The following is a 20,680-nucleotide window of genomic DNA, read 5'->3' on the forward strand; positions in this document are numbered from 1 at the left end:
CATGGGTGATTAGACTGCCCCTCGTGACCGACACCGGACAGCAGCCCACGACCAGGGCCGCCGCTCGTCCCCGGCGGCGACGCAGGATCTCGGTGGTCGGTGTCATCGGTGAGCTGCTGATCACCGTGGGTGTTGTGGCCCTCCTCTATGTCGGCTGGCAGTTTTGGCTGGGTGACGTCATCATCGGCGCGGAACGCAACGCGTCGGGCTCCGCACTCTCCGAGCAGTGGGCGCAGGAACCGATCGCCACGCCGACACCGACCGATGAGGCACCGGATCCCGAACCGACCGCGTCCGAGGATGCCGCCGAGATCCCGGTCCCGGCTCAGCCGCAGAACGGCGTCGAATTCGCCGTGCTGCGCGTGCCGCGGTTCGGCGCGGACTACAACTTCCCGATCGCCGGCGGCGTGACCCGGTGGGCGACACTGGATCCGATCGGCATCGGCCATTACGACAGCACTCAGCTGCCGGGCGAGGACGGCAACTTCGCACTCGCGGCCCACCGTCTCACCCACGGCGGAGCGTTCAACAACCTCGACTACCTGCAGATCGGCGATGCGATCGTGGTGGAGACCGCGGACGGGTGGTACACCTACCGATTCCGCAACCTCGAATACGTGCAGCCGACTGCCATCGATGTGCTCGACCCGGTTCCCCAGACGCCCGGCGTCGAGGCCGGTGAGGGGTACATCACCCTGACGACCTGCAGCCCGCGCTGGACGATGGACGAGCGCCTCATCGCCTACGGGGTCTTCGAGTCGTTCACCCCGCGCAGCGCCGGAGAGCCGGCGTCTCTCACAGAAGGAGCGAGCATCTGATGTACGGCGCACTCTGGCGCATCCTCCCCGGACCCTGGTGGGTGCGAACCGCGATCCTGGTCGTCCTCGCCGCGGCTGTGCTGTACGCGCTCGCCTTCTTCGTGTTCCCGTGGATCAGCGAACTCACGACCCCGCAAGATTCGACGGTCGGGTGACGAGAGAGTCCTCCCCGGCGGCCCCCGTCCTCGTGGTGGACAACCACGACAGCTTTGTCCACACGCTCGTCGGGTATCTCCACGAACTGGGCGCGACCACGCGCCTCGTCGAAGCCGACGAGCTGGCAGCGCTGGACCGAGATCTTCTGCTGGGTGCGGTGTCCGGCATCCTCATCTCCCCCGGACCGGGTGCGCCCGATGACGTCCCGGAGTCGCTCGCGCTGGTGCGCGAGGCGGTGTCCCGGGGCATACCGATGCTCGGAGTGTGTCTGGGGCACCAGGTCATGGCGCAGGCGCTCGGCGCGCGCGTGAGCGAGGCACCGGAGCTGTTCCACGGAGTCACCTCCGAGGTGTGGCATGACGGCTCGTCACTGTTCGAGGGGATCCCCTCGCCGTTCACGGCGACGAGGTACCACTCGCTCGCCGTCGACGCCGACACCCTTCCGCGCGGGCTGATCGTCACGGGTCGCACATCCACCGGCGTCATCATGTCCTTCGCCCACGCCGAGGCGCCGGCCTGGGCGGTGCAGTTCCATCCCGAGAGCGTCCTCACCGAGGGCGGCTATCGGCTGCTGGCGAACTGGCTCGAGCACACCGGCGTCATCGGCGCAGTGGGGCGCGCGGCCACGCTGCGCCCGCACATGACCTGACCTCAGCCCGAACAGTAGGTGAGGGTGATGGTCGAGTGCACCGGGACCTCACCCGGAGCCAGCGACTGCGCGGTCACCACCGGCGGTGTGGATGCCGGACATGACGCGTCACCCTGGGTCTCCACCGTCAGCTGAGTATCGGCCGCCTCGAGTTCGCGCGTCGCGGCTTCGACCGTATAGCCGGTGACGTCGTTGATCACCACGCGTCCCGTCGCGACGACGAGGTCGACCGTCGATCCGGCGGGGACACTCGTCTCGGCGTCGGGGTTCGAAGAGATCACGGTACCCGCGGACAGACTGGCATCGTTGCGCGCGATCACGGTGCCGAGGGTCAGTCCCGCCTGTTCGAGTGCGGCGGATGCGGCATCCTGGCTCAGCCCCACCACTGTCGGGACGGTGGACATCTCCTGCCCCATCGAAACGTAAACCGTGATCTCGTGCTGGATGCCCACCGATGTGCCCGCGACCGGGTCGGTGCGAATCACGTTGCCCTCGGCGACCTCGGAGCTGGGGCGCTCGACCTGTACCGGCACGAGGTCCTCCGCGAGCAGCTCTTCGGATGCGCGCTCGTACGTCATGCCGGTGAGGTCGGGCACGATGCGGGCATTCGAGGGGACGGGATCGTCCCCTCGCGGGAGCGTGAGCACCCAGAACAGCACAGAGATGAGGAGAACCGCGAGGATCGCCACGCCCGCCCAGATCCAGGCGGCCGGTGGGCCTGACTGCGTGCGCCGCATCGTCGTGTCGGACGAGAGCTGACGCAGCGATCGGGCCGTCTCCTGTGCCTGGCGAGGGTTCGGCCCGTACAGCTCGCTGGTCAGGGTGCCGAGCTGACGACGCGTCGGGGCCTTGCCGGTGAGCGCGTGAGTGAGGGCCGCGCGGAAGGACGCGGCATCCTGATAGCGCTGATAGGGGTCTTTCGCGAGTGCACGCAGCACCACGACATCCAGCGACCGCGGGAGTGATTCGATGAGTTCGGACGGGTTCTCCGGGGTCTCGCTCACGTGCTGGTAGGCGACTGCGACCGCGGAGTCACCCCGGAACGGCTGGCGCCCCGTGAGCATCTCGTAGAGCACCACGCCGGTGGAGTACAGGTCGGCCCGGGAATCCACCGGGTCACCCTTGGCCTGCTCCGGGGAGAAGTATGCCGCTGTGCCGAGGATCGCCGTGGTTTCGGCGACCGTCGACGACGAATCCGAGACAGCGCGCGCGATGCCGAAGTCCATGACCTTGATCTGGTCGGCTTCGGTGACCATCACGTTCCCGGGCTTGATATCGCGGTGCACGACTCCCGCGCGGTGCGAATACTCGAGGGCCTCGAGGATGCCGTCCGCGTACGTCACGGCACGCTCCGGTTCGACAGGTCCCTCATCGATGATCTGCTTGAGGAGTTTCCCGTGGACCAGCTCCATGACGATGTAGGGAACAGGCTGGGTCGTGCCGTCTGGGAGCGACTCGGCGTCCTCTCCGGCATCGAAGACACGGACGATCGTCGGGTGCGACATCCGGGACGCCGCCTGCGCTTCGAGGCGGAAGCGCGTCCGGAATCCGGGGTCGCGCGCCAGTTCGGGGTCGAGGATCTTGATGGCGACATCGCGACCGAGGGTCAGGTCGTACCCCTGATACACGGTTGCCATGCCGCCGCGCCCGATGAGGCCGTCGACGCGATACCGCTCCGAGAGCACGCGAGGCTCGCTGGTCACACTGCCCTCCCTGCCGACCCGGTCCGCTCCAGCCTAACCGAGCCCCGGGGCTCGCTCAGATGGTCAGGGCGTCGCGGTCGGCGTGGGTGACGCCTGGATGGCCTCCTGCATCTGCGGGGAGGCGTCCGAGGTCCGCTGTTCGGTACCGCTGCACAGCGCCGTGTACGACGCGGTGAGCGTCTGCCCCGGTGCGTTCGCGATCAGGATCGGCTCGGTGCGGTCATTCGGTGCGAACGTCCGCTGCGAGGTGCCGTCCACCGTGAACACGGCGTTGGCCAGTGTCACAACGTAACCGCTGAGGGTGCCCGTCCCGGTGGGGCACGTGAACGAATCCCAGCTGAGGTCGACGGTGGAGCCGGCGATGGCGGCGTCCGAGATCGACGGCGGGTTCGAGGGTCCGCCGATCGGGGTGACCGATCCGTAGCACGAGACGGTCAGCTGCGTGGTCGGCTCGATGTTGCCGGTCGGGTTGACCTGGTACACCACGCCGACCTGGGAGTCATCCGGCGCGGGCGTCGAGGTGTCGGTGCTCACTTCGAGCACACCGGCATCCTTCGCCGTCTGCACGGCGGCGTCGCACTGCATGCCCACAAGTCCCAGCGCATCGATGTCGATGCGGGTGGCGGAGGGCGTGGGCGTGGGGGTGGATGCGGAGGGAGTCGGCGTCGCGGACGAGCTGGTGGGATCCGGCGTCGGCTGCTGGTTGGCAACGAGCGCCCAGATCGTGCCGCCGAGCACCAGCACCAGCAGGATGATCAGCGCGATCAGCGGCCAGGTCCAGGGGCTGCGCTTGGGCTTTTCGGGCTCGGCTGCGTCGGTGGCGGCCGGCAGCAGCTGTGTCGCGGCGGCGGTGTCCCCGGCCGCCATCAGCTGCGTCACCTCGGTCGCGGCCACTCCGGCGGCGATCGCGGGAACGGCGGCGGCCGCTCCGGCGACGTCTCCGCGCCGCAGAGCGGTCGCGGCGCGCGCGACGACCGCGGCGGTGGCGGGGCGATCCTCGGGCTTCTTGGCGATCATTGCCATGACGAGGTTCTGCACGGGTGTCGCCACCGTCGGGGGCAACGGCGGGGGTTGCTCGTTGATCTGGGCCATCGCGATGGCGACTTGCGACTCACCGGTGAAGGGCCGCTTGCCGGCGAGGCACTCATAGGCGACGATGCCCAGCGAATAGATGTCGGTCGCGGGAGACGCCGGGTGGCCGGAGGCCTGCTCGGGTGAGAGGTACTGCACCGTTCCCATGACCTGACCGGTGGCCGTCAGCGGCACTTGGTCGGCGATGCGCGCGATGCCGAAGTCGGTGATTTTCACTCGCCCGTCGGGGGTGATCAGCAGGTTGCCCGGCTTGATGTCGCGGTGCACCAGGCCGGCGACGTGCGCGGCCTGCAGCGCTGCGGATGTCTGTGCGACGACATCCAGTGTCTTGTCGGTCGACAGAGAGCCGTCGCGCTCCAGGATCGTCGACAGGGCCTCGCCGGGGACGAGCTCCATCACCAGGAACGCGCTGCCGTTCTCCTCGCCGTAGTCGAAGACACTCGCGATGCCCTCGTGGTTGACGAGCGCGGCATGCCGGGCCTCGGCGCGGAACCGCTCGAGGAACCCGGGGTCCCCCATGTACTCGTCCTTGAGGATTTTGATCGCGACGGTGCGGCCGATGACGTGGTCGGTGGCTTCCCAGACCTCGCCCATGCCGCCGATCGCGATCCGCGACTCCAGCTCGTAACGGCCGCCGAAGGTGACTCCCTGTGTCGGTCTCATTTGCCCAGCACCGCCTCCATGACCTTCTTCGCGATGGGTGCCGCGATGAGGTTCCCGTATCCCGACTGATCCATCCCGCCACCGTCCTCGATGACGACCGCCACCGCCACCTCCGGATTCTCCGCCGGCGCGAAACCGGTGAACCAGAGGGTGTACGGCAGATCGTCTCCGTTCTCTGCGGTGCCCGTCTTACCGGCCACAGAGACCCCGTCTATTCTTGCATTGGACGCCGCGCCGTTATCGACGTTCGCGACCATCATGGTGACCATCTCCGCCGCCAGCTCCGGCGTCAGGGCCTCACCGAACTCGGTCGGCTCGTACGTCTGCTGCACGGACAGGTCGGTGGCGATCACCTGATCGACCATCCACGGATTCATGACGATGCCGTCGTTGGCGATGCCCGCCGAGACCATCGCCATCTGCAGTGGCGTCGCGATGACCTGGCCCTGGCCGAAGCCGGTGAGCGCCGTCTGGGCATCGTCCAGTCCACGCGGGTACTGCGAGGCGATCGATACCAGCGGCAGCTCGAAAGAGAGGTTGAAGCCGTACTTCTCTGCCTGCTCACGGATCGCGTCATCGCCCAGTTCGACGGCGAGCTCGGCCATCGGGATGTTGCAGCTCAGCCGCAGTGCGTCGGCGATCGAGACGGTCTCACCGCTGCCGCACGTGCCGCCGCCGGAGTTGCTGACGGTGTTCGAGGATTGCGGCAGCGTGTAGCGCGCGGGGTTGGGAAGCTGCGAGTCGGGCGTGTACTCGCCGGAGGCGAGCGCCGCCGAGGCGACGACGAGTTTGAAAGTCGACCCGGGCGGGTTCAGATCTCCCGCGATCGCGCGGTTGTAGAGCGGATTGGCGGGGTCCGCCAGCAGGGCTGCGTAGTCGCTTTCGACCAGTGTCGTGTCGTGGGAGGCCAGCAGGTTCGTGTCGTAGCTGGGGCTGGTGACCATCGCGAGGACGCGACCGGTCGAGGGTTCGATCGCGATGACCGCGCCGGTCAGGTCGCCGAGGGCTTCGTAGGCGGCGCGCTGCACGTCGGCATCCAGGGTGAGGACGACGTTGGACCCGCGCGCGGGCTGGCCGGTGAGGATCTGCTCGATGCGGGAGAGGAACTGTGAGTTCGCGGTGCCGGTCAGCTCGGCGTTCATCTCCTGCTCGATGCCGGTCGCAGAACCCAGCACCGGGTTGATGTATCCGGTCACGGGCGCCCACATGTCGGGATCGGTGTAGACGCGCTGCCAGCTGAAGACGTCGTCGGAAGGCACCGAGTAGGCGATGGCCGTGCCATCCACCAGGATCGAGCCGCGCTGCACCTCGTACGAGTCGTAGAGCGCACGGGTGTTGCGCGGGTTGTCGGCCAGCGCCATCGCCTGGATGCCCTGGATCCACGTGGTCGAGGCGAACAGGGCCAGGAACATCACGAGGATCACGATGCTGAGGCGCCGGAGTTCCTTGGTCATCCGATCACCGCCCGGGGACGGCTGCGGACGGCATCCGAGATGCGAAGCAGCAGGGCGACGATGAGCCAGTTGGCCACGAGCGAGGACCCGCCGGCCGCCAGGAACGGTGTTGTCAGACCCGTGAGGGGAATGACCCGCGTGACGCCGCCCACCATGATGAACACCTGCAGGGCGAGGGTGAAGGCCAGGCCCGTCGCGAGGAGCTTTCCGAAGTCGTCCTGCCCCGCGACCCCGATGCGGATGCCGCGGGCGGCAAACACGAGGTAGAGGCAGAGGATGGCGAACACGCCGGCAAGGCCGAGCTCCTCGCCGAGGCTCGGCAAGATGTAGTCACTCTGGGACAGCGGGGTGATGTACGGTCGGCCGCGGCCGAGGCCGGTGCCCAGGAGGCCACCGTGCGCCAGCCCGAAGATCCCCTGCACGAGCTGGTAGCTGCCGCCGTTCGCGTCGATGAGATCGGGATTGAACGCATCGAGCCAGTTGGTGAAGCGTCCACCGACGTAGGGCAGGACGCGAGAGGCGAGGTAGGCGCCACCTGCCGCGAGGAGGAGCCCGATCACGACCCAGCTGGTCTTGCCGGTGGCGACGTAGAGCATCGCGACGAACATCCCGAACAGGAGCAGACCGGTGCCGAGGTCCCGCTGCAGAACGATGATCCCCATGGAGATGACCCAGATCACCAGGATCGGGCCGAGCTCCCGCGCGCGGGGCCACGTGATCCCCAGCACGCGCGTGCCGACCGAGCTGAGGCTTTCGCGCGTGCGCACGAGGTAGCCGGCGAAGAAGATCGCCAGCGCGATCTTGGCCAGCTCACCCGGCTGGAACGAGAAGAACCCGAGGGAGACCCAGACATCGGCGTTCGCGTCCGTGCCCAGCCCTGGAACGATCGGCAGGATCAGCAGGACCACGCCGAGCAGCCCGAAGATGTAGGTGAACCGGAACAGGATCCGGTAGTTGCGCAGCAGGATGACAACCGCCAGGCAGCCGAGGATCGCGATCGCGGCCCAGGCCAGCTGCCTCGTGGATGCCGCATCCCATCCCTCGTCGCCGATGGCGAGGTCGATGCGGTAGATCATGACGATCCCCAGCCCCGTCAGGAGCGTGGCGATCGGGACGACGAACGGATCGGCGTCTCGCGCCCAGACGCGCAGAGCGATGTGGACGGCGATGACGGTGGTGAACAGGCCGCCGAAGGCGATGAGGAACCCGGGCGCGATGACGCCGAGTGCCCCCCACTGCACGAGCACCAGCGCTGCGATCGAAATGACGAGCGCGAACAGCAGCATCGCCAGCTCGCGGTTGCGCAGACGCTGAGGGGTGCGGATGCGGCGCAGGGCGCGCACGACTGCGGTGTCGGCCTGAACGGCATCCGGGGTTTCCCGCGTGAGGGGGGCGTCAGCCACTGGGCACCTCCGCGCGGGCCTCGAGGCGGTCCACGATCGCCATCGCGTCCGCCAGAGATCGTGCCGAGATCGTGCGCTCGACCGATGCGCGATCGAAGGACTGCAGATCCGCCAGCAGGATGCCCGTGTCTTGGTAAGGAGTCGACAGCGCTATCGGGCCGATGCCCTGCTGGATCCCCTGATAGATCACGACGGTGTCGTCGTCGGCGCCCACGTAGTAGCGGGTCTGTGTCCACTGGTAGGCGCCGAACAGCGCGACCCCGATCATCGCGAGGACGATGACCAGGCCGGCGATCCACGCCCACCGCCGCCGCCGTGCGCGGCGTCGGTCTTCTTCGATCAGCTCCTCGAGGAACTCCGGTGCCGGCTCGAAGTGCGTCGGCTCGTTGGCCGCTTGGCGGGCCGGGTGGAGCCAGTTCGAGCGCCCGGAGCGTGCCGCGGGCACCTCGATGCCCTGGGGCGTGGAGGCCGAACCCACGACGGTGGGCGTGCCTGAGAAGACCGGATGGCGTCCACCGACATCCGCCAGCACGATCGTCACGTTGTCGGGAGCGCCGCCGTCCAGCGCCAACTTCAGAAGGATGTCGGCGGTGCGCGCCGGGGCGAGATCAGCCCCCAGAGCCTTCGCCGTCTGGGTGTCGGGCACGACGCCGCACAACCCGTCCGAGCACAGCAGCCAGCGGTCGCCCGGCTGGGTCGGCATGACGAAGGTGTCGATCTCGGGATTCGGGGACATGTCGCCGAGCACACGCATGAGAACCGAGCGGCGCGGGTGGTACCGCGCTTCTTCGGGGGTGATGCGACCAGAATCCACGAGGCGCTGCACGAAGGTGTGATCAGTCGTGATCTGGGTCAGGGCGCCATCCCGATACAGGTACACGCGCGAGTCGCCGATGTGCGCGATCACGGCGTAGTCATCGACCATCGCCAGTGCGCTCACGGTCGTCCCCATGCCCGCGAGCTCGGGACGCAGGGCGACCGTGTCGATGAGGACGGCCGCGGTATCGGTGATGGCGTCGTTGAGTGCTCGCTCTGCCGTGGCGGGAGAGTCGAACGGGCGGTCGAGCTCGGTCAGCTGCGAGATCGCGATGCTCGAGGCGACATCACCGCCGGCGTGCCCGCCCATGCCGTCGGCGACGACGAACAGGTTCGAGCCCGCGTAGCCCGAGTCCTGGTTGTTGGAGCGCACCTTGCCGGTGTGCGAGAGCGCCGCGCTCGATCCCTGGAAGACCATGTGGGGTCAGCCCGTCACTTCCGCAGCTCGAAGGTCGTCGCGCCGACCTTGATCGGTGCACCGATCTTGATCGCCACGGGGGCGCCGACCCGGGCGCCGTCGTGCCAGGTACCGTTCGTGGAGTCGAGATCTTGCAGCATCCACTGCTCGCCCCACAGCATGAGTCGCGCGTGGTGGCTGGAGGTGTAATCATCACGGATGACCAGACCGGATTCGCTGGAGCGCCCGATGGTGAGGGTCTCGTCGTTGAGGGGGATCTCGAGCCCGCTCTTCGGTCCGCTCGTGATCACGATGCGCGACACGGCGCCCTTGGTCGCGGCCCCGCCGGCGCCCGCCGCCGTGTGCTGGGGAGCGGTCGCGCCCGCCACCGGTGCGGTGTCGCGCGCAGCGGGAGCGGGCGCGCCGGAGGCCGCGGTCGGCATCCGGCGCACGCGGACGCCGAAGACATCGGCCCGCAGCGAGTAGACCACGGCGAACACGAAGAACCACAGCAGGATCAGGAAGCCGATCTGCAGCAGCAGGAGAGTCAGTTCACTCACTGGGCACCGCCGTCCAGCATGTCGAAGACGCGAGTGGCATCGGATGCCGCGGGGCGGGCGGGCGGAGCGGTCTGCGCGATGACGCGGAAGACGATGTCGGTGCGGCCGATCGTGATCGTCGCGTCGGTGGGCAGCGGCGCTTCTTTCACGGGACGGCCGTTCAGCTTGGTCCCGTTGGTGGACTGCAGATCGCGCACCATGGCGCGCTCGCCGTCCCAGAGGATCTCGACGTGACGGCGACTCGTCCCCGCGTCGGCGAGCGTGATGTCGGCATCGCTCCCGCGGCCGATGACGGTGCGCGCCGACGCGATCGGGTGGCGGCGCCCGTCGATGTCGACCACGGCGCGCCACGAGACGGCACCCTGCTCGGTGCCGCTGTCCACGCGCAGGGTTCCCGTCGAGAGGGAGTCGTCGCGCCGCAGCGCCACGGTGACGGCGCCGGCGAACGAGTACCCCTGCGCGCGGGCGTGCTTCTGGACGAGACCGACCAGCTCATCGAGCAGTGGTTGGCCGATCGCGCGCATGCGCTCGTCGTCGGCCGGCGCCAGGCGCACGACGAAGGAGTTCGGCGCGAGAATGCGATCGCGGGTCACGACGGCAGCGCGCTTGTCGAGCTCGCTGCGCAGGGCAGAGGCGATCTCGACCGGCTGGATGCCGCTGCGAAAGGTCTTCGCGAACGCGCCGTTCACGGCGCGCTCGAGACCCTTCTCGAAGCTGTCAAGTAGTCCCACACATCTCCTCAGGCAGGCAGAGCGGTGCGTCCATGCTAATTGGAGTCGCTGGAGGTGCCGCGCTAATCCGGCCGCGGGCGCGAATCGTGGGGCGGCGCCGCGGCGTGATATCCTCTCAAGGTTGATCCGCGGGCGACCGCGGTTCGCGCGAGTGGCGGAATAGGCAGACGCGCTGGCTTCAGGTGCCAGTGCCCGAAAGGGCGTGGGGGTTCAACTCCCCCCTCGCGCACCAAGGTGGAAGGGTCCCGAAAGGGGCCCTTTCGCGTTGGTGCTCCAGGTCCCGCGGCGCACCCCAAGGGTGGGGCGACTCAGCGAACCCGTAGGTGGGCCACCTGGCGCACATAGCGCACTGCTGAGGGTCTGCCAGGGCGCCTGGGTACTTCTGGGGGATGCCCCGAAAAACCCATCGCCTGCGCAATGGCCTGATCGCCGGCGGCCTCGTCCTGACGCTCACCGCCGGTGGCGTTGCCTGGTGGGCCGCCGATCGCTTCCTCATCCAGCACGTCGAGATCAGCGACGTGTCCGCGTACGAGGCCGCGAACAGCTCGTACACCGCGACCTCCGACGCAGATGAGGCGGACAGCGCCGACGAGACCAGTACCACCCTCACCGACACGAGTTACAGCGACGGTGAGACGTCCGTCACGATCTCGACGGTCACGACCGGTACCGGCGAGAACACCGTCACCTACTACGTCGCCGATGTCGTCCTCGGTGACGCGACGGACCTGCGCTCAGCCTTCGCGAACAACCAGTTCGGCGAGAACATCACCGCACTCACCTCCGAGATGGCGGCCGAGAACGATGCCGTGTTCGCCATCAACGGTGACTATTACGGGTTCCGCGACACGGGCATCGTCATCCGCAACGGCGTGATCTACCGCGACGAGCCGGCGCGCGAAGGTCTGGTCTTCTATTCCGATGGCACGGTTGCTGTCTACGACGAGACCACGACCTCGGCCGACGAGCTGCTGGCGGACGGCGCCTGGAACACGCTGAGCTTCGGTCCGGCGATCGTCGAGGACGGCGCCGTGGTCGACGGCATCGAAGCCGTCGAGGTCGACACGAACTTCGGGAACCACTCGATCCAGGGGGACCAGCCTCGCACGGCAGTCGGCGTGATCGATGAGAATCACCTCGTCTTCGTCGTGGTCGACGGTCGGCAGAGCGGCTACAGCGAGGGGGTCACCCTCACCGAGCTCGCCGAGATCATGGTGAGCCTGGGCGCCACGACGGCCTACAACCTCGATGGCGGCGGCTCCTCGACCATGTACTTCAACGGCGAGGTCATCAACCAGCCCTCCAACGGCGGCGAACGCGCCACCAGCGACATCCTCTACATCGCGGGGTGAAGTGGCCGTGATTCTTCTCATCCCCGCCTACGAACCCGGATCCGCGCTCATCGACCTCGTCGTCGAGATCCGCGAACGGGAACCTGGAGTGACGGTGCTGGTCGTCGACGACGGCAGCGGCCCCGCGTACGACGCCGTCTTCGAAGCGGTGGCCGCCCATGGTGCACGCGTGGAGAGTTATGCCGTCAACGCCGGCAAGGGTGCGGCCCTCAAGCACGGTCTGTCGATCTGCGCGACCGAGTATTCGGGTGAGGACGTCGTCACCGCGGACTCCGACGGCCAGCACACGCCCGCCGACATCGGTCTCGTGGCCGCTCGACTGGTCACCGACGGCGAGGAGGGGCGGCATGACCTGATTCTCGGCGCGCGGCAGTTCGTCGGTGACGTGCCGCGGCGCTCTCAGGTGGGAAACGCGGTGGCCCGCTCGATCTACTGGGCCGCGACCGGGTGGCGGCTGCGGGATACGCAGACCGGCTTGCGCGGCATCCCGAGCGGGCTCGTCGACTGGATGCAGCAGGTACCAGGGCGCCGATTCGACTTCGAGCAGACGGTGCTGCTGCGTGCCCGACGCGACGGCGTCGGCGTCGCCGAGGTACCGATCGCGACGGTGTATCTCGAGGGCAATCGGTCCAGCCACTTCCGACCGGTCATCGACTCTCTGCGCGTGCTGCTGCCGGTCCTGCTGTTCCTCGGATCCTCTCTCCTGGGATTCGTGGTCGACACCATCCTGCTGTTCGTCTTCGTTGCGCTGACGAATTCGCTGTGGGCGTCGATCGTGCTGGCGCGTGTCGGAAGTGCGGCGGTGAACTTCACCGTGAACCGGTCGGTCGTCTTCCGTGCAGAGCGGGGGAACCTGCTGCGCCAGCTCACCGGCTACGGCGCGCTCGCCATCGCTTTGCTGGCGGCCAACATCGTCTGGATGACCGGACTGACCACCCTCGGAGTTCCGCTCCTGGCGGCGAAGGTCATCACCGAAATCGTGCTGTTCGTGACCAGCTACGGCATCCAGCGCACCGTCGTGTTCGCCCGGAGAGTCGAAGGTGGTTCTGTATTCGGACATAGGAATCACATAGCCGCAGACCGTGAACTGGTTAACACCAGATGAACGAACGGTGACTCCATGACCACTACGGCCTTCCTTCTCATCGCGGCAGACCTCGTCGCCGCCCTCTTCCTCTCGGCGGTGTACTTCCGCCGGCACCACCGCCGCGACCTGGTGGTCGCCTTCATGGCGGTGAACGTCGGGGTCCTCGCGGTTGCCGCGATCCTCGGCTCCGCCGGCGTGGCCCTCGGCTTGGGCTTGGGACTGTTCGGTGTGCTCTCGATCATCCGGCTGCGCTCCTCGGAGATCTCGCAGCGTGAGCTGGCCTACTACTTCGCGGCCTTGGCGATCGGACTCGTGAGCGGACTTCCGCAGACTGATCCCGTGCCGCCGATCCTGCTGACCGCTCTCGTGTTGGTCGTGGTCTGGATCGCCGACCACCCCGCGCTCTTCTCGCGGGCCCGGCACCAGGAGGTCCGCCTGGATCGGGCCGTGAGCGACGAGGCAGAGCTGAAGATGCTCCTCGAGGAGCGGCTGGGTGGTCAGGTGCGGTCGTTCACGGTGCAGGATCTCGACTTCGTCAACGACACCACGCGCGTGGATGTGCGGTTTGCGACTCGCGCGGTCTCGGCTCGCGCGGCCCGCAGCGCGGAGGTCCGTCGGAGTGTCGGGAGTGCGCAATGAGCACCCTTTCGTTCGAACGGTTCGCTCCCGTCGGCCTGGAGGCGCTTGTCGCCGAGGCGGGCCTGATGACCCGCGTCGACCGCAAGTATCTTGTGCCGATGGCGGACGCGGCTCGTGTGGTGGGTGCGCTCGGCGACGACATCCGGGTGCTCGAGATCGAGGGTGCCCGCCAGTTCGCGTACGAGTCGATCTACTTCGACACCCCGGACCTGCTGAGCTTTCACATGGCGGCCCACGGACGACGTCGCAGGTTCAAGCTGCGCACACGCAGCTATCTCGACACCGATGCGGCGTTCCTGGAGATCAAGACCCGCGGTGCGCGCGGGGTGACCGTCAAAGAGCGCAGTCCGTACGAGTTGGCTGTCCGCGATGTACTCACCGACGACGCCCGCGCGGAGGTCGCCGGCGCGCTCGATTCCGTCGGGGTGCACGCCCACCGCGCCGACGAGCTCGAGGCGACACTGTCCACCCGGTATGACCGCGCGACGCTTGTGGCAGCGGATGCCTCGGCACGCGTCACGATCGACACCGACCTCCAGTGGATCCGACCCGAGGGTCAGATCCATCCGCTGCGCGACTTCGCGATCATCGAGACGAAGTCCGGCAGCAGCCCCGGGGTGGTCGACCGTCTGCTGTGGCGGTCGGGCCATCGCCCGGTCGCCCTCAGCAAGTACGCCACGGGGATGGCGGCGCTGCACGAGGGCCTGCCCCACAACAAGTGGGCGCGCCTGCTGCACGGGCCGTTCGGGGAGGAGTTCGCCGTCGCAGCGTGAGTCGCGCGGGATGCTCCGACCGTGCGGGTACCGCCTCAGCGCACCTCGGTGTTGCGGCTCGCGGGGCGGAACTCTGGGGTGGGGCCGGCGAATCCCATGCGCTCGCGAAGCGTGGCGGACCGATCGGGCTCAGCCCACGCTCCCATGCGTCGCAACTCCGGAACGACGAGCTCGATGAACTCGGTGTAGGCCTGAGTATTGCCGAACGTCGGCTCGAGCATGAAGCCGTCGATGTCCGCGTACTGCGCGGTCTCGACGAGCTCTTCGGCGACGTCCCGCGGATTCCCCGTCACGATGAAGCCGCGCTCCTGCACACGGAATGCTTCGAGCACATCGCTGACCGTGTCCACGCCCTCCACCGTGCGGTACCGGTCCAGCGGAGTTTGTCCCTGGTCGGTGCGGGGGATGTCCTCGATGCGCATCGAGGGATCCAGGCTCCGCAGGTCGATGCCGGTGAAGCCGGCGAAGAGGACCGCGGCATCATCCATCGAGAACAGCTCTTCGAGTTCCTCACGCTTGCTTATCGCTTCCGCACGCGTCGGCGCCACCGTCACGGTGACACCGCTGAGCAGCTTCATGCTGTGAGGGTCACGACCGGCTGCTTCCACGCGGGCGCGGATATCGCGCGTCGCCTTCGCGGCCTGCTCCTTGTTCTGCCCTTGGATGAACATCGCCTCGGCGTTGCGCGCGCCGAAATCGCGCCCTCGCGCGGAGGCGCCGGCCTGGAACAGCATCGGCGTGCGCTGCGGGCCCGGCGGTACCTTGAACAGGCCATGGCTGGCGAAGTACTCACTCCGATAGGCAACTTCGTGCACACGGTCGGGGTCGATCAGCACGCCGGCCTCGCGATCGAAGACGATGGCGTCGTCGTCCCACGCGTCCTCCCAGAGCGTCCGGCACAGGTCGACGAAATCGTCCGCGACGTCGTAGCGGGTGTCGTGGTCGTAGTGCGTGATGCCGAACAAGCCCTCGGTCACCTGAGCGGTGGAGCCGGTCACCATGTTCCACCCGATGCGTCCGCCGGTGAACGTGTCGAGCGTGGCGAAGCGTCGCGCGGTCGGAAAGGGCTGCTCGAGGGATGTCGAGGAGGTGACCACGATGCCAAGGCTCGGCGCGGCCTGCGCGATGGCACTGACCAACAGCATCGGGTCGTAGCCGGGGAAGAGGATGCCGTGCGTGAGCACTTCCTCGGGGACCGTGCCGTTCACGAGGGGGTAGCCGTAGCTGTCGGCGAAGAACAAGAAGTCGAATCCGGCGCCATCCAGTGCGCGGGCAAGATCGGTCCAGTACGAGACGTCGCCGTACGACTCGGCTCGTCCGTGCGGATGCCGCCAGGTGGGGACCCCGTTGGAGGGGGTCAGGATCTCGAAGACGCCGAAGTGCAGGGGCGCGGACATGTGTACCTCTCAGATTCTCACTGCGGGTGACCTGCTCGTCGTGCGCGACGTGAGGGCGGGTCCATGCGCACGTCGTGGACGCGCACAGCTCTCAGCATGCCGCCCGAAACCGTGCGGGGCCAGGTCATGTAAAACGTTTTACAAAGATGTAACCGGCGACTCTCCGCCGGCGCCGCGCCGTGTGGAGTCGCGCGCGACCAACTCGACCGGAAACACCTGCACGCTGGGCTCTCCGCCGACGGTGATCATCTCGAGCAGCATGTCCGCGGCGCGTGTCGCCATGCCCTCGGCATCCTGACGGAGGGTCGTGAGCGAGGGGGCGATGCGGGAGGACCAGCTGATGTCGTCGAAGCCGCACACCAGCAGGTCGTCGGGGATGGTGCGCCCCATGTCCATCGCCTCGAAGATGCCGCCGATGGCCTGATTGTCGGTGCACGCGAAAATCGCGTCGATCGCGGGATTCTCGGCGAGAAGGCGCCGGATGCCCTGGCGGCCGCCTTCGAACGAGTACTCGGCTGTCGCCGCGTGGATGTCGGTGGTGAGAACCCCACGCTCCTGAAGGCCCTGCCGGAATCCCCGCGCACGTTGCTGAGCGGTCGTGAGGGTGGCGGGGCCCTCGAGGATGCCGAACACCGAGCCCCCGGCATCGACAAGATGCGACGCGGCCGCCCGAGCGCCCGCCTCGTTGTCGGAATACACCCCGCCGAGCCCGTCGAGCTCGAACGCCTCGTCGCAGGCGACCACTGGGATCCCCAGATCCAGTAGTGGCCGTACCGCGGATCCGGTCGGGTGGGTCGAGAACAGCAGGATGCCGTCCACTCGCGAGACCAGGCGCGCAAGGGCAGCCGTCTCGCGCTGTGGAGTGAACTCGGTGTTGGTCAGGGCGACGTGAAAGCCGGACTCGGCCGCGATGCGGTCGATCGTGCTGACCATGCCGCCCCAGAAGGGGTTGGTCACATCGGGTACGACCAACCCGATCGCGTTGCGCAGACCCGTGCGAAGTGTCCGAGCTGCCTCGTTCTTCTGGTAGCCGAGCTCTGCGGCCGCGCTGAGGACGCGCTCGACCGAGACGGCGCTGACCGCGCGTGAGCCGGTCAGCGCGTTGCTTGCCGTCGAGATGCTGACACCGGCGCGCGCCGCGACATCTTTGAGTGTCACGGGCACATGGCCCTGCTGAGCGGGAGGAGGCATGGCGAGGTGAGCCTACCAGCGCACGACGAAGCGCTCGACGAGCCCGATGATGCCGAGCAGACACAGTGTCGTAAGGGCAGAGAAGAGGATCGCGGCCCACATCTGAGGCAGGTTGAGGTAGGTGGTGGCCGTCACGATGACGGCGCCGATCCCCTTGCTCGATCCCGTGAACTCCGACACGACAGCACCGATCATGGCGGCCGTCACCGAGAGTCGCGCCCCCGCGAAAAGGAAGGGGAGACTGGAGGGGATACGCAGTCGGAAGAAGATCTCCCGCCTGCTGGCCGCCATCGCATTGAAGACCTCAAGCGCTTGCGGGTCGACCGAGCGCAGGCCCGTGATCGCATTGATCAGCATCGGGAAGAACGCGGAGATCGCGGCGATGATGACACGCGGCAGCTCACTGAAACCGAATGCGACGACCAGGGCCGGTGCGATCGCGACGATCGGTGTCACGTTCAGTAGCAGGGCAAGAGGCATGATCGCCGAGCGCAGGAACTTGAAGTGCACGACGGTTGCTGCCAGGACCAGGGCGACGACCACGCCGATGAGCAGACCCGTCATCGCCGAACGGACGGTCACCAGCAGGTTCTCGAAGTAGAAGTCGGGTCGACTGACGATGTCGGCGCCGATGTCCTGGAGCGGGGGAAGCACGCTCGTGAACGTCGATGCCGTCCACTGCCAGAGCAAAGCCAGCAGGATGAACAGCGCGAGGGGCGCGCCGATCGTGAGCGCGGCGTTCCCGGTGCGGGCACCGATGCGCCGGCGCCTCGCGATGGTGTCGGTGGTGCTCATTCGTCGCCCTTCCACGCGCTCCAGAGAACTTGCTTGACGTCCGCGACCTTCTGCGTGAATTCGGGGGTCTCGACCAGCTCCCAGCCACGGGGGCGAGGAAAGTCGATCGACACGACGTCGCTGATCCGCCCCGGTCTCGGGCTCATGACGACGACCCGGTCGCTGAGCAGCACCGCCTCCTGCGCAGAGTGCGTCACGAAAACGATGGTCTTCTTGTGGTGCTCCCAGAGCTCGAGTAGCCGGATGCGCAGCGCATCACGGGTGAGCTCGTCCAGAGCCGAGAACGGCTCGTCCATCAGCATCACCGGTGCGCCCTGGGCGAACCCTCGAGCGATCGAGGCGCGCTGGCGCATGCCGCCGGACAGCTCATCCGGTCGCGAGCGGAGGAAATCCGCGAGCCCGACTTCACCCAGAATCGCGGTGGCGTCTTCGGGTCGCCGGGTGCTCGTGCCCTTGCGGTCGGCCTTCTTGTTGATGACCGACGACAGCGCCGCGTTCGATCGGATGTCGAGCCACGGCAGGAGCGCCGAGGACTGCGGGATCCACGCGATGTCCTTGCGTGCGGAAGCGTTCTTGGGCGTCGCGCCGAAGATCGAGATCTCGCCGGTGGTCTGCTGGTCCAGGCCAGCCAGCAGGCGCAGGAGTGTCGACTTGCCGCACCCGGAAGGTCCGAACAGCGTCACGAACTCTCCCTGTCGGATCGACAGATCGACGTCGGCAAGCGCCTGGACGGATGACTTTCCGCGCACGTACGTGCGACCGACGCCCTTCACCTCAATCGTCGTGGACTCTGGACTCTGACTCATCGTCAACTCACTTCGGGTCGGGGGAACGGGGCGGTCCAAGCACGACGATCTTGCCGAAGAAGTCGTTGGACTCGAGCTTGCGCTCGGCCGCGGGAAGCTCGTCGAACTCCCAGACGGAGTCGATCACGACGCGGAAGTCACCGGAGGTGAATGCCTCGATCGCCGCCGCCATGTCGGCTCGGCCGTAGCTGCCGTGGCCGAGGATATTGCGCCCGGGCTGGTACAGGTCGGGGAGGTGAAGCTGGGTGTCGAGGCCGGCCGTCGTGCCCGACAGCACAACCCGGCCGCCGGGGCGCGTCGCGCGCAGCGCCGCACCCAGGAAGTCGCCCCCGACGTGGTCCCAGACCATGTCGGCGCCGCGACCTGCCGTGAGTCGCAGGACTTCGGCAACCCAGTCCGGGGTGGCGGTGCGGTCGATGACCTCGTGTGCTCCGGAGGCCAGGGCGCGTTCACGCTTGGCCTCGCCCGAGACCAAGGTGATCACCCGAGCACCGCGAGAGAGCGCGATCTGCACGCCGGCCGCACCGAGGCCCGATCCGGCCCCCGGGATGACGACCGTCTCGTTCGCGGTGAGGGATCCCGCGCTGAGCAGTCCGCGCCACGCGGTCACTCCGGCCACCGGGACGGCGGCGAGCTCTGCCAGGCGCGCGGTGTCGTCGGGATCGACGGGAACGACCGTGCAGTTTCGGGCGGGAACCGCCACGAGTTCGGCCATTCCGCCCGATCGGGTGGAACCCAGCGTCGCGAACTCGGCGCAATAGGTGGGGGTGTCGGCCAGGCAGTAGTCACACGAGCCGCAGCTGACAACCGGGTCGACGAGGACCACAGCGCCGACCGCGGGCGAGTCCGCATCGCTGGATGCGAGCTCGACCTGACCCACCATGTCCATTCCCGCGATGTGGGGAACCGACATGCTCGGGATGACCGGAGCGGTGCGCTGGAGGACATCCAGGCGGTTGAGGGCGACCGCCAGCACACGAATGATGACTTCGTCCGGCGCGGCCGGAGGTGCGGCGACATCGATCTGCCGCCGCACCTCCGGACCACCGAAGTCCGTTTGGACCCAAGCTCTCATTACGGAGCCGGCCACACCAGCACGCCGTCGGCGTAGATCGCCTCGACGAAGCTCGGGTCGATCGCCGCCGCGATGTCGGGCTCCGTGGTGATCAGTGCGTTCGAGAGGAGCATCTCCGCCTCGGGGGTCCACTGCTCGACGGACTGGTAGCCGAGCACCGTGCCCTCAGGCTGGCTCTCTTCGACGAGTCCGACCTCGGTCTGCCAGCGCAGCTTGCTCAGAGCCAGGTCGTATCCGGCGTCCGAGAGCGCCTCAGCGTACGAGAGCGCCTCGTCCAGGTTCTCTTCGGACTCGTTGATCCAGGCGTAGGCCGCGAAGCTCGCGCGCAGGAAGTCCTCGACGGCGGTGGGGTGTTCCGCAGCGAAGGTGTTGTTCACGATCTGCGTGTTGAAGGCGGATTCGATGCCGTAGTCGGCCGGGTCCCACTGCGTGACCTCGTAGCCCTGCGACTCGAGGACGATCGGCTCGTTCGACTTGTAGCCGGTCAGCGCATCGACCTGACCCTGCGGCAGGATCGTTGCGTCGTAGCCGACCGAGACCCACTCGATGGCGTCGGGGTCGACACCGTCGGCGGCGATCATCGCGGAGATCTGCGGAGGAATCGCACCCTTGTAGCCCGCCGTCGTGCCCACGAGCTGCGACAGGTCGGTGATGTCGGAGTTGGTCATCAGCATGATCGCGGGGGTATTGCCGTAGGTGGCGATCGCCGAGATGTCCGCACCGTTGTCGATCGCGACCATCACATCGGAAGGACTGCCGACGCCGGCGAACTGTGCGGTGCCGGCCGAGACGAGCTGCGTGTTGTTCGAGCCGGGCTCGATCGTCACGTCGAGGCACATGTCCTCGAAGTAACCCAACTCGTCCGCCGTGACGACATCCAGCAGACCGACGGAGGCGACGTAGACGAAGGAGGTGAGGAACGTGATGGGCCCGGCGGCTTCGTTCTCCGCGCAGCGCTCGGCGCTGATCATGTCAGTTCCGCCGGCCGATGCCGAGGGGTCATCGGTGGATTCGGAGGCGCCGGCGCAGCCGGCCAGGACCAGGGCGCTGGCTGAGCCGAGGGCAAGCGCCGCCAGGGCCTTTCGGGTGAATCGGTTGTCGAGAGTCATGCTGACCTTCCATG

At 67.7% G+C, this 20,680-nt stretch carries 20 protein-coding genes and 1 tRNA gene; 8 read left to right on the forward strand and 13 right to left on the reverse strand.

The genetic code is table 11. The features are described 5' to 3' along the window. The first annotated feature begins 23 nt into the window (after nucleotides 1-23). The 3 genes from ABD206_RS10950 to ABD206_RS10960 are packed head-to-tail and all read left to right on the forward strand — an operon-like array spanning nucleotide 24 to nucleotide 1,623. Entirely contained in the window at nucleotides 24-818 is a 795-nt protein-coding gene (locus ABD206_RS10950) for a class E sortase (RefSeq protein ID WP_344072449.1), read from the forward strand. Beyond that, entirely contained in the window at nucleotides 818-973 is a 156-nt protein-coding gene (locus tag ABD206_RS10955) for a hypothetical protein (RefSeq protein WP_344072450.1), read from the forward strand. The genes ABD206_RS10950 and ABD206_RS10955 overlap by 1 nt, the downstream gene beginning before the upstream one ends. Further along, complete coding sequence (locus ABD206_RS10960; RefSeq protein ID WP_344072452.1) at nucleotides 970-1,623, forward strand: anthranilate synthase component II; 654 nt, start codon at nucleotides 970-972, stop codon at nucleotides 1,621-1,623. Before ABD206_RS10955 ends, ABD206_RS10960 begins: the two co-directional genes overlap by 4 nt. A 2-nt stretch (nucleotides 1,624-1,625) precedes the next feature. Here the strand turns inward: ABD206_RS10960 and pknB are convergent, their stop codons facing one another. The 7 genes from pknB to ABD206_RS10995 form a co-directional block, all read right to left on the reverse strand. Further along, nucleotides 1,626-3,326, reverse strand: a complete 1,701-nt coding sequence (pknB, locus tag ABD206_RS10965; RefSeq protein WP_344072454.1) for a Stk1 family PASTA domain-containing Ser/Thr kinase — start codon at nucleotides 3,324-3,326, stop codon at nucleotides 1,626-1,628. A gap of 63 nt (nucleotides 3,327-3,389) precedes the next feature. Beyond that, nucleotides 3,390-5,081: a serine/threonine-protein kinase gene (locus tag ABD206_RS10970; RefSeq protein ID WP_344072456.1), complete on the reverse strand. Its 1,692-nt coding sequence runs from the start codon at nucleotides 5,079-5,081 to the stop codon at nucleotides 3,390-3,392. Then, nucleotides 5,078-6,535, reverse strand: coding sequence for a peptidoglycan D,D-transpeptidase FtsI family protein (locus ABD206_RS10975; RefSeq protein ID WP_344072458.1), 1,458 nt, complete (start codon nucleotides 6,533-6,535; stop codon nucleotides 5,078-5,080). The genes ABD206_RS10970 and ABD206_RS10975 overlap by 4 nt, the downstream gene beginning before the upstream one ends. Beyond that, the gene (locus ABD206_RS10980; RefSeq protein WP_344072460.1) at nucleotides 6,532-7,938 is read right to left on the reverse strand and encodes an FtsW/RodA/SpoVE family cell cycle protein; all 1,407 of its coding nucleotides are present in this window, start codon (nucleotides 7,936-7,938) and stop codon (nucleotides 6,532-6,534) included. The genes ABD206_RS10975 and ABD206_RS10980 overlap by 4 nt, the downstream gene beginning before the upstream one ends. Further along, nucleotides 7,931-9,172: a PP2C family protein-serine/threonine phosphatase gene (locus ABD206_RS10985; RefSeq protein ID WP_344072462.1), complete on the reverse strand. Its 1,242-nt coding sequence runs from the start codon at nucleotides 9,170-9,172 to the stop codon at nucleotides 7,931-7,933. Before ABD206_RS10985 ends, ABD206_RS10980 begins: the two co-directional genes overlap by 8 nt. Nucleotides 9,173-9,186: 14 nt before the next feature. Continuing rightward, nucleotides 9,187-9,711, reverse strand: a complete 525-nt coding sequence (locus ABD206_RS10990) for an FHA domain-containing protein FhaB/FipA (protein ID WP_344072464.1) — start codon at nucleotides 9,709-9,711, stop codon at nucleotides 9,187-9,189. Next, nucleotides 9,708-10,442 (reverse strand): FHA domain-containing protein, encoded by a 735-nt coding sequence (locus tag ABD206_RS10995; protein ID WP_344072466.1) that lies wholly within the window; start codon nucleotides 10,440-10,442, stop codon nucleotides 9,708-9,710. The genes ABD206_RS10990 and ABD206_RS10995 overlap by 4 nt, the downstream gene beginning before the upstream one ends. Before the next feature lie 145 nt (nucleotides 10,443-10,587). On the opposite strand from ABD206_RS10995, the gene ABD206_RS11000 reads away from it, so the two are divergent. The 5 genes from ABD206_RS11000 (at nucleotide 10,588) to ABD206_RS11020 (ending at nucleotide 14,293) form a co-directional block, all read left to right on the forward strand. Further along, a tRNA-Leu gene (locus ABD206_RS11000) sits at nucleotides 10,588-10,674 on the forward strand. Between the two features lie 157 nt (nucleotides 10,675-10,831). Beyond that, nucleotides 10,832-11,794 (forward strand): phosphodiester glycosidase family protein, encoded by a 963-nt coding sequence (locus ABD206_RS11005; RefSeq protein ID WP_344072468.1) that lies wholly within the window; start codon nucleotides 10,832-10,834, stop codon nucleotides 11,792-11,794. Nucleotide 11,795: 1 nt separating this feature from the next. Then, entirely contained in the window at nucleotides 11,796-12,899 is a 1,104-nt protein-coding gene (locus ABD206_RS11010) for a GtrA family protein (protein WP_344072470.1), read from the forward strand. A 15-nt stretch (nucleotides 12,900-12,914) separates the two neighbouring features. Continuing rightward, on the forward strand, nucleotides 12,915-13,520 hold the full coding sequence (locus ABD206_RS11015; RefSeq protein WP_344072472.1) for a DUF4956 domain-containing protein: 606 nt from the start codon (nucleotides 12,915-12,917) through the stop codon (nucleotides 13,518-13,520). Continuing rightward, nucleotides 13,517-14,293: a polyphosphate polymerase domain-containing protein gene (locus ABD206_RS11020; protein ID WP_344072474.1), complete on the forward strand. Its 777-nt coding sequence runs from the start codon at nucleotides 13,517-13,519 to the stop codon at nucleotides 14,291-14,293. The genes ABD206_RS11015 and ABD206_RS11020 overlap by 4 nt, the downstream gene beginning before the upstream one ends. A gap of 35 nt (nucleotides 14,294-14,328) precedes the next feature. Here ABD206_RS11020 and ABD206_RS11025 read toward each other — a convergent pair whose 3' ends face one another. The 6 genes from ABD206_RS11025 to ABD206_RS11050 all read right to left on the reverse strand — a co-directional run bounded on the left by ABD206_RS11025 (nucleotide 14,329) and on the right by ABD206_RS11050 (nucleotide 20,666). Then, nucleotides 14,329-15,690: an NtaA/DmoA family FMN-dependent monooxygenase gene (locus ABD206_RS11025; RefSeq protein WP_344072477.1), complete on the reverse strand. Its 1,362-nt coding sequence runs from the start codon at nucleotides 15,688-15,690 to the stop codon at nucleotides 14,329-14,331. A 138-nt stretch (nucleotides 15,691-15,828) separates the two neighbouring features. Then, a complete protein-coding gene (locus ABD206_RS11030) occupies nucleotides 15,829-16,881 on the reverse strand; it encodes a LacI family DNA-binding transcriptional regulator (protein WP_344072479.1) in 1,053 nt (350 codons plus the stop codon). A 12-nt stretch (nucleotides 16,882-16,893) separates the two neighbouring features. Continuing rightward, complete coding sequence (locus tag ABD206_RS11035) at nucleotides 16,894-17,676, reverse strand: ABC transporter permease (RefSeq protein WP_344072482.1); 783 nt, start codon at nucleotides 17,674-17,676, stop codon at nucleotides 16,894-16,896. Next, entirely contained in the window at nucleotides 17,673-18,482 is an 810-nt protein-coding gene (locus tag ABD206_RS11040; protein WP_344072484.1) for an ABC transporter ATP-binding protein, read from the reverse strand. Before ABD206_RS11040 ends, ABD206_RS11035 begins: the two co-directional genes overlap by 4 nt. A gap of 7 nt (nucleotides 18,483-18,489) precedes the next feature. Then, on the reverse strand, nucleotides 18,490-19,557 hold the full coding sequence (locus tag ABD206_RS11045) for a zinc-binding dehydrogenase (RefSeq protein ID WP_344072486.1): 1,068 nt from the start codon (nucleotides 19,555-19,557) through the stop codon (nucleotides 18,490-18,492). Next, nucleotides 19,557-20,666: an ABC transporter substrate-binding protein gene (locus tag ABD206_RS11050; RefSeq protein ID WP_344072488.1), complete on the reverse strand. Its 1,110-nt coding sequence runs from the start codon at nucleotides 20,664-20,666 to the stop codon at nucleotides 19,557-19,559. The genes ABD206_RS11045 and ABD206_RS11050 overlap by 1 nt, the downstream gene beginning before the upstream one ends. Between the last annotated feature and the right edge of the window lie 14 nt (nucleotides 20,667-20,680).

The organism is Microbacterium sediminicola (assembly GCF_039531125.1).
GTDB classification, from domain to species: domain Bacteria; phylum Actinomycetota; class Actinomycetes; order Actinomycetales; family Microbacteriaceae; genus Microbacterium; species Microbacterium sediminicola.

Coding starts and splice junctions, on each gene's coding strand:
- ABD206_RS10970 (WP_344072456.1), bottom strand. CDS start 5,081: ATGAGACCGACACAGGGAGTCACCTTCGGCGGCCGTTACGAGCTGGAG.
- ABD206_RS10985 (WP_344072462.1), bottom strand. CDS start 9,172: ATGGTCTTCCAGGGATCGAGCGCGGCGCTCTCGCACACCGGCAAGGTG.
- ABD206_RS11030 (WP_344072479.1), bottom strand. CDS start 16,881: ATGCCTCCTCCCGCTCAGCAGGGCCATGTGCCCGTGACACTCAAAGAT.
- ABD206_RS11035 (WP_344072482.1), bottom strand. CDS start 17,676: ATGAGCACCACCGACACCATCGCGAGGCGCCGGCGCATCGGTGCCCGC.
- ABD206_RS11040 (WP_344072484.1), bottom strand. CDS start 18,482: ATGAGTCAGAGTCCAGAGTCCACGACGATTGAGGTGAAGGGCGTCGGT.
- ABD206_RS11025 (WP_344072477.1), bottom strand. CDS start 15,690: ATGTCCGCGCCCCTGCACTTCGGCGTCTTCGAGATCCTGACCCCCTCC.
- ABD206_RS11005 (WP_344072468.1), top strand. CDS start 10,832: ATGCCCCGAAAAACCCATCGCCTGCGCAATGGCCTGATCGCCGGCGGC.
- ABD206_RS11020 (WP_344072474.1), top strand. CDS start 13,517: ATGAGCACCCTTTCGTTCGAACGGTTCGCTCCCGTCGGCCTGGAGGCG.
- ABD206_RS11050 (WP_344072488.1), bottom strand. CDS start 20,666: ATGACTCTCGACAACCGATTCACCCGAAAGGCCCTGGCGGCGCTTGCC.
- ABD206_RS11015 (WP_344072472.1), top strand. CDS start 12,915: ATGACCACTACGGCCTTCCTTCTCATCGCGGCAGACCTCGTCGCCGCC.
- ABD206_RS11045 (WP_344072486.1), bottom strand. CDS start 19,557: ATGAGAGCTTGGGTCCAAACGGACTTCGGTGGTCCGGAGGTGCGGCGG.
- ABD206_RS10975 (WP_344072458.1), bottom strand. CDS start 6,535: ATGACCAAGGAACTCCGGCGCCTCAGCATCGTGATCCTCGTGATGTTC.
- ABD206_RS10955 (WP_344072450.1), top strand. CDS start 818: ATGTACGGCGCACTCTGGCGCATCCTCCCCGGACCCTGGTGGGTGCGA.